General features: G+C 65.3%; 11 protein-coding genes. 9 read left to right on the forward strand and 2 right to left on the reverse strand.

Annotated features, from left to right (window positions below; genetic code table 11):
• Positions 1–200: 200 nt before the first annotated feature.
• Positions 201–998: an enoyl-CoA hydratase/isomerase family protein gene (locus ACJYUO_RS19520; RefSeq protein ID WP_494347008.1), complete on the forward strand. Its 798-nt coding sequence runs from the start codon at positions 201–203 to the stop codon at positions 996–998.
• A 100-nt stretch (positions 999–1,098) separates the two neighbouring features.
• Here the strand turns inward: ACJYUO_RS19520 and ACJYUO_RS19525 are convergent, their stop codons facing one another.
• Positions 1,099–1,836, reverse strand: a complete 738-nt coding sequence (locus ACJYUO_RS19525; protein ID WP_494347009.1) for a 3-hydroxyacyl-CoA dehydrogenase family protein — start codon at positions 1,834–1,836, stop codon at positions 1,099–1,101.
• Positions 1,837–1,974: 138 nt separating this feature from the next.
• On the opposite strand from ACJYUO_RS19525, the gene ACJYUO_RS19530 reads away from it, so the two are divergent.
• The 5 genes from ACJYUO_RS19530 (at position 1,975) to ACJYUO_RS19550 (ending at position 8,625) form a co-directional block, all read left to right on the forward strand.
• Entirely contained in the window at positions 1,975–2,907 is a 933-nt protein-coding gene (locus ACJYUO_RS19530; RefSeq protein ID WP_494347010.1) for a ferritin family protein, read from the forward strand.
• A gap of 83 nt (positions 2,908–2,990) precedes the next feature.
• Positions 2,991–4,154: a CaiB/BaiF CoA transferase family protein gene (locus ACJYUO_RS19535; RefSeq protein WP_494347011.1), complete on the forward strand. Its 1,164-nt coding sequence runs from the start codon at positions 2,991–2,993 to the stop codon at positions 4,152–4,154.
• Between the two features lie 76 nt (positions 4,155–4,230).
• Positions 4,231–5,940 (forward strand): long-chain fatty acid--CoA ligase, encoded by a 1,710-nt coding sequence (locus ACJYUO_RS19540; protein WP_494347082.1) that lies wholly within the window; start codon positions 4,231–4,233, stop codon positions 5,938–5,940.
• Between the two features lie 21 nt (positions 5,941–5,961).
• Entirely contained in the window at positions 5,962–7,182 is a 1,221-nt protein-coding gene (locus ACJYUO_RS19545) for an acyl-CoA dehydrogenase family protein (RefSeq protein WP_494347012.1), read from the forward strand.
• A gap of 6 nt (positions 7,183–7,188) precedes the next feature.
• Positions 7,189–8,625, forward strand: a complete 1,437-nt coding sequence (locus ACJYUO_RS19550; RefSeq protein WP_494347013.1) for an amidase — start codon at positions 7,189–7,191, stop codon at positions 8,623–8,625.
• Between the two features lie 33 nt (positions 8,626–8,658).
• Here the strand turns inward: ACJYUO_RS19550 and ACJYUO_RS19555 are convergent, their stop codons facing one another.
• Complete coding sequence (locus tag ACJYUO_RS19555; RefSeq protein ID WP_494347014.1) at positions 8,659–9,444, reverse strand: SDR family NAD(P)-dependent oxidoreductase; 786 nt, start codon at positions 9,442–9,444, stop codon at positions 8,659–8,661.
• Between the two features lie 161 nt (positions 9,445–9,605).
• Here ACJYUO_RS19555 and ACJYUO_RS19560 point away from each other — a divergent pair, with 161 nt between their 5' ends.
• The 3 genes from ACJYUO_RS19560 (at position 9,606) to ACJYUO_RS19570 (ending at position 12,694) form a co-directional block, all read left to right on the forward strand.
• The gene (locus ACJYUO_RS19560; protein WP_494347015.1) at positions 9,606–10,832 is read left to right on the forward strand and encodes a thiolase family protein; all 1,227 of its coding nucleotides are present in this window, start codon (positions 9,606–9,608) and stop codon (positions 10,830–10,832) included.
• Between the two features lie 161 nt (positions 10,833–10,993).
• On the forward strand, positions 10,994–12,244 hold the full coding sequence (locus ACJYUO_RS19565) for an acyl-CoA dehydrogenase family protein (RefSeq protein ID WP_494347016.1): 1,251 nt from the start codon (positions 10,994–10,996) through the stop codon (positions 12,242–12,244).
• A gap of 168 nt (positions 12,245–12,412) precedes the next feature.
• On the forward strand, positions 12,413–12,694 hold the full coding sequence (locus ACJYUO_RS19570) for a hypothetical protein (protein ID WP_494347017.1): 282 nt from the start codon (positions 12,413–12,415) through the stop codon (positions 12,692–12,694).
• Positions 12,695–12,766 lie beyond the last annotated feature (72 nt).

The following is a 12,766-nucleotide window of genomic DNA, read 5'->3' on the forward strand; positions in this document are numbered from 1 at the left end:
AGCAACCGTATCGGAACCGCTATCGACGGGTTCGAGTTTCGTCCTCGAGTGCAACCAATTGTGTTCAATTTGAAAGAAGTCTCTCAACATACCACGTTCGATACCTCTCTTCGGCAACTGTGCCGACACTCGAGTACCGACCGACCCCCGGCCCGCGAAAAACAGGACACCTTTTTGATCGGTGGCCGAGACCACCACCCATGGACGAATCACTCGAGACGGTTCTGGTGCAGTTCGACGACGAGCACGGTATCGGCACGCTCACGATGAATCGCCCGGACGCGCTGAACGCGCTGAACGGCCAGCTCAGAGACGACATCATCGCGGGGCTCGAACTGCTCGAGGCGCAAAACGAAGACGCCGACGGCGTTGCGCTCCGAGCGGTGGTCCTCGAGGGAGCCGGCGAGAAAGCGTTCTGTGCGGGTGCGGACATCGGCGGCTTCTCCGAGGAGTCGGCGGGCGACTCCTCGGCGCGCTCTCACTACGAGGTGATCCGGGACTTCCCGGCACCGGTCATCGCAAAGATCGACGGCTACTGTCTGGGCGGCGGCTTAGAGACCGCGCTGGCGTGTGACTTCCGGCTGGCCAGCGAGGGGAGTACGTTCGGCTTCCCCGAAGTGAACCTCGGCATCCTCCCCGGTGCCGGCGGCATCCAGTACGTCGAGAAACTCGCCGGCCCCGCGGTCGCGAAGGAACTCGCAATGACCGGCGAACACATCTCCGCCGAACGCGCGGGCGAGGAGGGAATCGTCACCCACGTCTACGCTGACGACGAGTTCGACGACGAGGTCGACGAGTTCGTCACCGACCTCGCCGGACAGGCCCCGCTGGCGATTCAGGGGATCAAGAAGTCCGCGACCATGGCGGTCCAGACCGGACTCGAGGAGGGACTGGAGTACGACCACCAGCTCTTCGAAGGCCTCCTCGAGACCGAGGATCACGCGGAGGGCGCGGCGGCGTTCGCCGAGGACCGCGAGCCGGAGTTCGAAGGCAAGTAACTGACCGAGACGGCCGACCGCTGGCGCTCCGGGCCGAGTTTCGACGTGCGGTGGCGCGCGCTGGATCGACAGTCCGAAGCGGAACTGAAAGAGATGTCCGTTAGTCCCACTCCTCGCCGAGGCCAGCCAGCGAGAACGGGCCGACGGGGAGGTTGTATCCTTCCTCGAGCGCCGTATCGACCTGTTCTTTCGTGGCGATGCCCTCGTCGACGATCTTCTTGGCCTCTTCGCGCATCGCCGCGTGACACCGGTTCGCGAGGAAGCCGTAGGAACCGGGGTCGTCGTCGATGGTGACCCGCGTCTTCCCGAGTTCGTCGACCAGTTCCTCGGCGCGCTCGACGACGGCTTCGTCGGTCTCCGGTGCTTGGACGATCTCGACCATGTCCATGACCGCGACCGGGTTGAAAAAGTGCGTCACCGCGACGCGGGAGGGGTCGTCGACGGCGTTGGCGATCGACGTGACCGAAAAGCCGCTCGTGTTCGAGTACAGCGGCTGGTCGTCTGTCACCTCGTCTATATCGCGGAAGACCTGCCCCTTGATCGCTAAGTCCTCCGTGACCGCCTCGATCGTGAAATCGGTCCCGTCCGTCGCCGCGTCGAGGTCCGTCGTGAACGTCAGCCGATCGAGGACCGCGTCTTTTGCTTCCGCGGAGAGATAGCCGCCCTCGACGGCGTCCTCGAGGCCGTAGTTGCCCGATACCACGCGTTCGCGGGCCTCCTCAGCCAGTTCCTCGTTGATCTCGCGGACGGCCACCTCGTAGCCGTTTCGCGCGAGAACCTGTGCGATACCGGCGCCCATGATGCCGCCACCGACGACGGCAGCACGCTGTCGTGCCATGCCAGCAACCTTCACGGGTACTGACTTAGTTCTTCTCACGGGCCTAACCGGGGCCGACGGTCGGTCTCGGCGTCGAACGAGCCGGGCGCAATCGGCAGCAGCCGCAGATTTAATAGTTGGGTCGCCGATGTTTGGTACATGGCAACGGAGTACACGCCAACCGAGATGATGGACCGGGACTCCCGGTCGAACCGCTACTATCGCAACGCAGTCGAGCGCCACTGGGATCCGGGTGAGATCGACCTCGAGCGGGACATCGAGAACCTGCTGAGCTATATCGACAGGGTGGATGAGTACGACCGAGAATCGTGGTACGGTACCCTTAACGGCATCGCGAAGTTCGGCGCAGGTGAGGACGCGGTCACCGAGGATCTCGCCCCGCTGGGAACAGTCCTCGACGATATCGACGACCAACTGTTCCTGACGACCCAGCTGTACGAGGAGGCAAAGCACGCGGACTTCTTCGACCGATACTGGCGCGAGGTCGTCTGGGAAGTCGAGGACGAACTCGGCTGGGAGCGATCGAACCCGCGCCACGAACGGTGGTTCAACGACCCCTACGTCGAACTGTTCGACCGCAATCGGAAAGCGCAGTTCCGGCTGCTCGAGGAGGACACCCCCGAAAACAGGGCGAAAGCGTACTGTCACTACCATCTCACGGTCGAGGGCATCCTCGCACAGACGGGCTACTACGGGATGCAGACCTCCTACGGCAGCGAGTTCGAGGGGCTGCCACACCTGCCGGGGCTCGTCCAAGGCTTTACGAAGATTCGCAGCGATGAGGGCCGCCACGTCGGTTTCGGGATGAACCAACTCAAGAAACTCATCGCCGAGGGCGTCGACCCCACGCTGATTCAGGAGACCGTTGAGGACCTCCTCCCGCTCGTCCAGGGCATCACCGAGGACGAGCGGTTCCAACCCGACGACCCCGGCGACCGCATCGGCTTGGAGTCCGGGAAACTGGCCGAGTACGCAGTCGAGAAACACACTGATCGAATGCAACAGATTACCGACGCCGCGGCCGATATCCCCGAAGTCGACGAACTGGTGCAACTCGAGGGCGACGACTGAGACCGGAGATGGCGGTTCGGCGGACGATGCATCGAGTGCCCCGGCGACGGTAGGCTTTTGGAACCCGACAGGGACGTGATACCATGCGACTCGATTCGGTGCGGGTACTCGATCTGTCGCGGCTCCTGCCGGGACCGTACGCGACGCAACTGCTCGCCGACGCGGGCGCGGACGTAGTGAAAGTCGAGGACACCGACGCGGGCGACTACGCCAGGCAGACGCCGCCGACGACGGACCGCGGCGTCGGCGCGCTGTTCGATAGCGTCAACCGCGGCAAGCGAAGCGTCGCGCTCGACCTGAAATCGGAGGCGGGACAGCAGGCGTTCTACGACCTCGTCGTCGAGGCCGACGTCGTTTTCGAGCAGTTCCGCCCCGGCGTCGCCGACCGCCTCGAGATCGGGTACGAGACGCTGATCGAGTACAACGAGGACCTGCTCTACTGCTCGCTGTCGGGGTTCGGACAATCGGGTCCGTACGCCGAACGCGCGGGCCACGACCTCAACTACGTCGGGATAGCCGGACTGCTCGACATGACTCGCGAGGACGAGTCGATGCCCCCCCAAATTCCGGGCTACCAGATCGGCGACCTCGGCGGCGGGCTGTTCGCGGCCTTTTCGATCGTCGGCGGCCTCCTCTCGCGGGAACTCGGCAACGGTGGCGAGTATATCGACGTTGCCATGACCGACGTGGTCGCCTCCTTCTCGCAGGCGGTTTCCCACGAGGCGCTGACCGACGGCGACCCGCGGCCCGGCGAGACCGCGCTCACCGGCCGCTACCCGTGGTACGACGTGTACGAGACCGCCGACGGACGATACGTAACCCTCGCCGCGCTCGAGCCGAAGTTCTGGGAAGCCTTCTGCGAGGAGACCGGACGCGAGGACCTCGTCGACTATCACGGGAGCGAGGATCCGGCCGAACTGGAAGCCGTACGCGAAGAACTCGAGGCCCTATTCGCGACGCGAACGCGGGACGCGTGGCTCGACGAACTGAGCGACGAGACGATGGTCGGGCCGGTGTGTACGCCGGCCGAAGCCCTCGAGTATCCGCAATTCGAGGCCCGCGGAGTGGTCGAACGGCCGGCCGACGCGCCGCCGCGAGTCGGCTTTCCGGCGGCGGGATCGAACGTCCCCGAGAGCCGCGACGAGTCGGTGCCGGGCCACGGCGAACACACCGACGAACTGCTCGCCTCGGTGGGGTACGACGAGGCGGAACGAGCCGCCCTCCGTGAGACCGGAGCCATCCGCTGACAGGCCGTCGGAACGTCACGGCGGCGAACCCGTCCCAAATCATAAGTTACTGGACAGAATAGTGACGACGGCCATGATGGGTGTCCAGTTAACACTTGACAAGCTCCTCGAGCGGGCGGTCGACCTGTACCCCGATCGGGAACTGGTGACGAAACTGCCCGACGGGAGCATACACCGGTATACGTACGCCGACGCGTCCGAACGGATCAACCAGCTTGCCGGCGCGCTCGACGATCTCGGGCTCGAGGACGGGGATCGGGTCGGCGTCGTCGCGACGAACCACTACCGCCACTACGAACTCTACTTCGGGCCGGCCTGCTCGGGGCGGTCGATCCACATGTGCAACATGCGGCTGCCTGACCACCACTTCGTCCACACGATCGACGACGCCGAGGATAGGGTGCTCTTCGTCGACCCGAGCCTCATCGAGAAGGTCGAGGCGAACGCCGACGAGTTAGACACCGTCGAGCAGTACGTCGTCCTCGACGACGAGGTACCCGAGACGAGCCTCAAGCCGGTGACCGACTACGAGTCGCTGCTCTCCGGCCAGCCGACCGACTACGAGTGGCCCGACATCGACGAGGACGCGGAGTACGGCATGTGTCACACCTCGGGGACGACGGGGCTGCCGAAGGGCGTCGCCTACTCTCACCGGGCGATGTACCTCCACAGCATCATGGGCGGCCACGTCGACGCCAATGCGATCGGCGAGCGCGATACAGTACTCCCGGTCGTCCCCATGTTCCACGCCAACGGCTGGGGGATCCCCTACGGCGCGACGCTCGTGGGGGCAAAGCAGGTCTTCCCTTCCGTCCACACCGATCCTGAGTCGATCGCTCGACTGATCGACGAGGAGAGCGTGACTTTCTCCGCGGCCGTGCCGACCATCTGGCTCGAGATGGCGGAGTTCTTAGACGAGAACCCCGAGGTCGACATCTCGAACATCGACCGGCTGACGGTCGGGGGCTCCGCGCCGCCGGAGTCGCTCATCCGGAAGTACGACGAGGAGTACGACGCGCCGATCCTCCAGGGGTGGGGGATGACCGAGACCTCGCCACTGGGAACGCTCAGTACGCTCCGCAAGGAAACCGCGGACCTCCCGAAAGACGAGCAATACGAGTACCGCGCGAAAGCGGGCCTCCCCGTTCCGGGGATGCAGACCCGCGTGGTCGACGACGACGGCGAAGAGGTCCCCGCCGACGGCGAAACGATGGGCGAACTGCAGGTCCGCAGCCCGTGGGTGACCGACGGCTACCACGATCGGCCCGAGGAGAACGAGCAGGCGTTCACCGACGACGTCCCCGCGAGCGGGGAGTCGGCGGACTCGTCCGCCGGAAGGTACCTGCGGACCGGCGACATCGCCACCCGCGACGAGATGGGCTACATCGACGTTGTCGACCGCGACAAGGACGTGATCAAGTCCGGCGGCGAGTGGATCTCCTCGGTACAACTCGAGAACGAACTGATCGGCCACGACGATGTCAGCGAGGCCACCGTCATCGCGGTCGACCACGAGCGCTGGCAGGAGCGGCCCATGGCGGTCGTGGTGCCGCGAGAGGGCGGGACCGTCGATGCGGACGACCTCGAGGCCCACCTCGCCGAGACGTTCCCCTCGTGGTGGCTGCCCGATGTCTACGAAATCGTCGACGAGATTCCGAAGACCTCGACCGGCAAGTTCGACAAGAAGACGCTTCGCGACCGGTTCGATATCGTCCTCGAGGCCGAAGACGACGAGCCGACGGTCGACGAGCAGACGACAGACGACGAGCAGGCACCCCAGCAGTAAGCGGTTTCACCGTATTTCATCATGGCAGCAAACACCACAGGCGGCGTGAGTTTCGACACCGACGACGAGACCGAACTGATCCTCGAGAGCATCGACGAGTTCGTCGCACGCGAGGTCGAGCCGATCGTCGAGGAGTTGGGCGATACCTACACGAACCCCCGCAAGGGCCGCCACGAGAACGGCCGGTGGACCGACGAACTGCTCGAGGCCCGCGAGGAGATCCGGCGCAAGTCGGCCGAGGCCGGCTTCTACGCGATGAATCTGCCGGAGGACGCGGGCGGGGACGGGATCTCGCCAGTGACGTGGTATCGCGCCAAAAAACACCTCGCCAGCCACGGCGGCGGACTCGAGCGGTACGCGCTGGCCGGCCCCGAAGGCCCCAAGCCGCTCCTCTTGCAGGCCGAGGGCGAGCAGGTCGAGCGCTACCTCGAGCCGACGGTCCGCGCGGAGAAGTCGACGGCGTTCGGCCAGACCGAGCCCGGTTACGGCTCTGACTCGCCGAACATGGAGACCACCGCGGCAAAAGACGGGGACGAATGGGTGCTGAACGGGCGCAAACAGTGGATCACCAACGCGCCCTACGCGGACTTCGTTCAGCTGTTCGCCCGGACGACACCGCAGGAAGAAGCCGGCCGCTACGGCGGCATCACCTGCTTTATCGTCGAACGGGACGAGTACGAACTCGGCTCGTACAACAACGCCGTCGGGGCCGTGGGTTCTCAAGCTGAGATTATACTGGACGACGTTCGGCTCCCCGAAGATCGCGTGCTCGGCGCAGTCGACGAGGCGTTCTACGCCGCGATGGACTTTCTCTCGCTCGGCCGACTCGAGTTGGGGGCCGAGGCCGTGGGGTACAGCGAGTATCTGCTCTCCGAGGCCACTGATTACGTCACCGAGCGCGAGGCCTTCGGGCGGACGATCGGCAACTTTCAGCAGGTCTCAACCAAGCTCGCGAAAGGAAAGGCGAAGACCTACGCGGCCGACGCGGCGGGGTTGAAACTCGCCTGGAAGATGGCCCGTAACGAGCGGACGGTGATGGACGCGTCGGTGCTGAAGTGGTTCGCGACGAACGTCCTCTGGGAGGTCGCCGACGCGGCGGTGCAGGTCCACGGCGCGAACGGGCTCGCCGAGGAGAACCCGTACATGGATTTGGTCCATCAGGCGCGGATCCTGCGGATCGTCGAGGGAACCGACGAAATCCAGCTCAATACGATCGCGAAGTCCATGGGGATCACGGACTGATCGCCCATGACCGCACCATCGACACACGCGACCGCCGCCGGGCTCGCGAGAGCGATCCGCGACGGCGAGCGCTCGCCGATCGAGGTCGTCGACGCCACCCTCGAGCGAATCCACGAACGGAACGAGCGGACGAACGCGTTCGTCACGGTGACGGACGACCTGGCCCGCGAGATGGCCGAAGACGCGGAGCGTGCGATCGACGCCGGCGAACCGCTCGGGCCGTTACACGGCGTTCCGGTCGCGATCAAGGACTTAGACGACGTCGAGGGGGTTCGAACGACCTCGGGGTCGCTGCTCTTCGAAGACCGCGTTGCCGACTCCGATTCGCCGTTCGTCGCTCGGCTGAAGGCGGCGGGTGCCGTCGTGGTCGGCAAGACCAACACGCCCGAGTTCGGGCTCGGGACGACGACGGACAACCGCGTCACCGGGCCAACGAGGACGCCGTTCGATCCCGAGCGGGTCTCGGGCGGCTCCTCGGGCGGGGCCGGCGCGGCCCTGGCCGACCGACTCGTCCCGCTCGCGCCCGGCTCCGACGCCGGCGGCTCCGTCCGGATTCCGGCGAGCTTCTGTGGCGTTTACGGACTCAAGCCCACGCAGGGCGTGATCCCGACCGTCACGCGGCCGAACGCGTTCGCGAGCCACACCCCGTTCTCCACGAACGGGCCGCTGGCCCGAACCGTCGAGGACGCGGCGCTCTCACTGGACGTGATGGCCGGCGCCCACCCGCGGGACCCGTTCTCGGTCCCGAAGGGTGACGAATACCGCGCGGCCGTCGATCGCCCCATCGACGAGATGAATATCGCGTTCAGCCCCAATATGGGGATCTATCCCGTCGATCCCGCCGTCCGCGAGGTCCTCGAGGACGCCGTCTCGGCGCTCGAGCGCGCCGGCGCGACGGTCGATCGGGTCGACCCCGATCTCGGGCACGACAACGAGGAGATCCTGGACGCCTACTACACCATGGCGAGAGTACGGTGGGGGTCGCTGCTGGACAGTTTAGAGGGGGAGGGGTTCGACCCGCGAGGGAAAGACCGCGATCGGCTGCGGCCGTATCTCGTGGATCTCATCATGGACGCCGACGAACCGACCACGCACGAGTACAAGCGCGCTGACGTGGTCCGGACGCGCGTCCTCGACGGGTTTGCGGACCTGTTCGCGGAGTACGATCTCCTCGTCACGGCGACCGTCGGGACGACGCCGTTCCCCCACGGCGAGGAACCCGAGGCGATCGACGGCGTCGAGATCGACCCGTATCGGGGCTGGGTGCTCACCCAACCGTTCAACCTCACCGGGCAGCCGGCGGCCTCGGTTCCGGCCGGTTTCGTCGACGGACTCCCCGTCGGCATGCAGATCGCGGGACAGCGACACGCCGACGACGCGGTCATCGCCGCTAGTGCCACCCTCGAGCGCCACAGACCGTGGCACGACGCGTATCCCGAGTAACGAAGGAGACCGCGGCCGGTCCGTTGGTCGGTGTTAGAAGCTAAAGAGGTCTATCCCGCCGGTCACCCCGATCACCTGCCCGGTCACGTAGCTCGCCTGCTCCGAACAGAGGTAGGTGACCATGTTGGCGACGTCCTCCTCGGTCCCGAGGTGGCGCATCGGCGTCGCGTCGGCGATGCGCGCGTAGTACTCGTCGACGTTCTCGCGGAGTTCGTCGGGGCTCATGTCGGCCCAGTCGCCGACGACGATATTGGGTGCGATGACGTTCGAAGTGACCCCCGACTGAGCCCCCTCGAGGGCCATCGTCCGGCCGACACCGATCATGGCGGCTTTGGTCGCGGAGTAGGAAAACTGGCCGAAACCGCCGTACCAGCCGGCCATCGAGGACATATTGATGATCCGACCCCAACCGCGCTCACACATCCGCGGGAAGAGTTCTTTGCTGATGTTGTAGGTGCCGGTGAGGTTGATCTCGACGTCGCGGTCCCAGACATCGTCGTCGTAGTCGCCGATACGCGAGCGAGCATCGACCATCGCCGCGTTGTTGACGAGGATGTCCACACCCCCGAAGGCGTCGCGGACTTCGGCCATCGAGTCGGCGACGTCCGCGCGATCGGTGAGATCGCACTCCACCGCCATCGCCTCGCCGCTATCGGCGGTCTCGTTGATTTCGTCGGCAGTCTCCGCCGCGCCGTCGGCGTCGACGTCGAGGACGACGACGTTTGCGCCCTCGTTCGCGAGGAGTCGGCAGTCGCCGCTTCCGATGCGTCCCGCACCGCCGGTGACCACTGCGGTCCTGTCCTGGATTCCGAGATCCATTTCTCGCTCGAATACTTCGTTATTTGACTTAATCATTGGGGAGCGGTAGCAGAGTTCATAGGAGAGCCAACTCCGAAGTACACCGAAAAGAGTCCAGAACCGTTGCTCACGAATCTATGCACAACCTCTATGATGGATCGTGGAATACTCAAGCGTACGTCATGAACTCCGCAGTCATCGTCGATGCCGTCCGGACGCCGTTCGGGAAACGCGGCGGCTCGTTCAGGGACACGCACCCGCAGGATCTTGCCGCCGAACCGCTCGAGGCGCTGCGCGAGCGCAACGGCTTCGAGCCGGAGACGATCGAGGACGTGATTTACGGTTGCGTGACGCCGGTCGACGAGCAGGGGCTCAACATCGCCAGAATCGCGCCGATGGTCGCCGGCTGGGGCGACATCGTTCCCGGCGTCCAGTTGAACCGGATGTGTGGCTCCGGCCAGCAGGCGGCGAACTTCGCCGCAACGAACGTCATGGCCGGCCAGCACGACGTGCTCGTCGCCGGCGGGGTCGAACACATGACCCGCGTCCCGATGGGGTCGGACGGTGCCGACGGGGCGGACAGCGACGACAGCCTCACTGACACCTACTTCGAGCACTTCGACGAGGTGACCCATCAGGGCGAGGGAGCCGAGCGAATCGCCGAGGAGTACGGCTTCTCGCGCTCGGAACTCGACGAGATCGCCGTTGACTCCCAGCGCCGGTGGAAGGAAGCGTGGGACGAGGGCCGGTACGACGACCAGATTACGCCCGTCGAGACCGAACTCGACGGGGAGGAGAGCGAGTCGCGAAGCGACTCGGATAGTCGAACGGGGAGTGAAACGACCCGTGAGACGGTGGTCGTCGAACAGGACGAACACCCGCGTCCCGGTACCGATGCCGAAACCCTCTCGGAACTGCCGCTGTCGTTCCGCGAGGAGGGCGAGGGCGTCCACCATCCGGGGAACGCCTCGGGGATCGTCGACGGCTCGAGTGCGCTGTTGATCGCGAGCGAGGAGGCCGCCGCGGAACACGGCTGGGACCCGATGGCCCGCATCGTCCAGACCGAGGTCGTCGGCGTTGACCCGATCACCATGTTGAAAGGGCCGATCCCGGCGACCGAGAACGTCCTCGAGAAAGCCGACATGACGATCGGCGACATCGACCTCTTCGAGGTCAACGAGGCGTTCGCGGCGGTCCCGGCGGCCTGGCTCGAGGAGACCGGTGCGTCCTGGGAGGACGTCAACGTCAACGGCGGCGCGATCGCCCACGGCCACCCGCTGGGCGCGACCGGCGCGATGTTGCTGACCAAACTGGCCCACGAACTCGAGCGCACCGGACAGGACACCGCGCTCTCGACGATGTGTATCGGCTTCGGACAGGGCATCGCGACGATCATCGAGCGGGTCTAAGCGCCCCGCTCCTCGCAGACCCGACTCGAGAACCGGGGCCCGGTTGGCCGGAGCGACGGCCAACAGTGGAACCGAAGAGCCGATCGTCTCCCCCCATCGGTTGCCAGTGTATGCGTTCTTCGACCTATATCTTTACAATGCTGTGTGAGATGGTAGGTGATATGGAATACTACGACTCCGAAAAAGCGAAAGAAGTTGCGGGCCGGGTAGAGAACTTCATGGACGAAGTCGTCATTCCGCGCGAGCGAGAGGCGCTCGCGACGGGTGAGGCGATCACCATGGACGAAATCGAGGACATGTGGGACATGGCCACAGAGCGCGACCTGTTCGCGCCGCAGGTCCCCGAGGAGTACGGCGGACAGGGACTCGACTTCAGCGACATGCTGCCGTCGTTCGAACAGGTCGGACGCTCGCTGATCGGCGCGCTCGCGATCCGCGCGAACGCGCCCCAGGAGGGGAACATGCACACATTGGAAATGGTCGGCACCGAGGAGCAAAAAGAGGAATACCTCGAGCCCCTCGTGCAGGGTGAGATTTCCTCGGCCTTCGCGATGACCGAGCCTAAACAGGGCGGCGGCTCGGACCCGAAGATGCTCCAAAGTACGGCCGTCAAGGACGGCGACGAGTGGGTCATCAACGGCCACAAGTGGTGGACCTCCGACGGCCTCGGTGCCGACTTCTATCTGGCGATGGTCCGGACGGATCTGGACGCTCACCCCTACGAGGGCACCTCGATCATCCTCGTCCCGCGGGACGCCGACGGCGTCGAAGTCGTCCGCAACGTCCCCCACCTCGGCGGGCACGGCATCACCGAGCGCGAGGGCGGCCACGCCGAAGTGAAGTTCGACAACGTCCGCGTCCCCGTCGAGAACACGATCGGCGAGGAAGGCGAAGGGTTCCAGGTCGCCCAGATGCGACTCGGCGGCGGCCGGCTGACCCACTGCATGCGCTACTCCGGCATGGCCGAGCGCTCGCTGGACATCGCGAAGGCCTACCTGCAGGAACGGGAGGCCTTCGGCACGACACTCGAGGAGAAACAGGCGCTGCGCCACCGCATCGCCGACGCCGAGACGCAACTCCACGCCGCGCGGTGTATGGTCCGTCACGCGGCGCGCGAACTCGACCGCAGCGACGCCCGCATCGAGGTCGCGATGTCGAAGATGTTCACCGCGAACGTCACCAACGAGACCATCGACCTCGCCCTGCAGTGTCTGGGCGGCAACGGGATCGGCAAGGACCTCCCGATCGCGCACTTCTACGAGAACGTCCGCGCGTTCCGCATCGTCGACGGGGCCGACGAGGTCCACCGCCGCTCGATCGCACGCTGGGCCTTCGAGGACGTCGACGAGACCGAGATCGAGAACGCCCTGCAGTTCGACGAGGACCTACGCATCGACGCGCTCGACGAGTAAGCCCTGTTCACACGGGCTCCCTTCCGACGCCGTTTTCGCTCGAGACTCGCGGTCGATGCCGATCCGTCGCTACCGAGGAGCCGAGGTCGACCTACGTCGCGACGGTGCGAAACGGTATGTGACTTTGTCCCATAGATTTTTACGCGCAGACCGGGATATTCGGGACATATGAGCGGGGACACGTCACGGCGGAGTTCGGACAGTGCCGGGCTGGAAAACATCCGTGCGGCGTCGGACGCAGTAGAGCAGTCGACGGCATCGATCGTCGTCGAGAAGGTGCGCGAACGGTGGCGAATGGCCGGTGCCGTCATCGTGCTGGCGGTGACCAGCGTCCTGCTGTTCCGCGTGGACGGCTACCTGTCCATCGACACGCAAGTGTTCGCCGGGATCACCCTCGTTCTCCTGCTCTACTTCCTCGCGACGCTCCGGACGGACATCAGGATGGAGTGACTGCGCCCATCGCCCTCCCGTAGAGGGATAGATATTTCGTGCAGTCCGACGACACTTCCGGTATGAACGGCG

This window comes from Natrinema sp. CRL1, assembly GCF_059162405.1.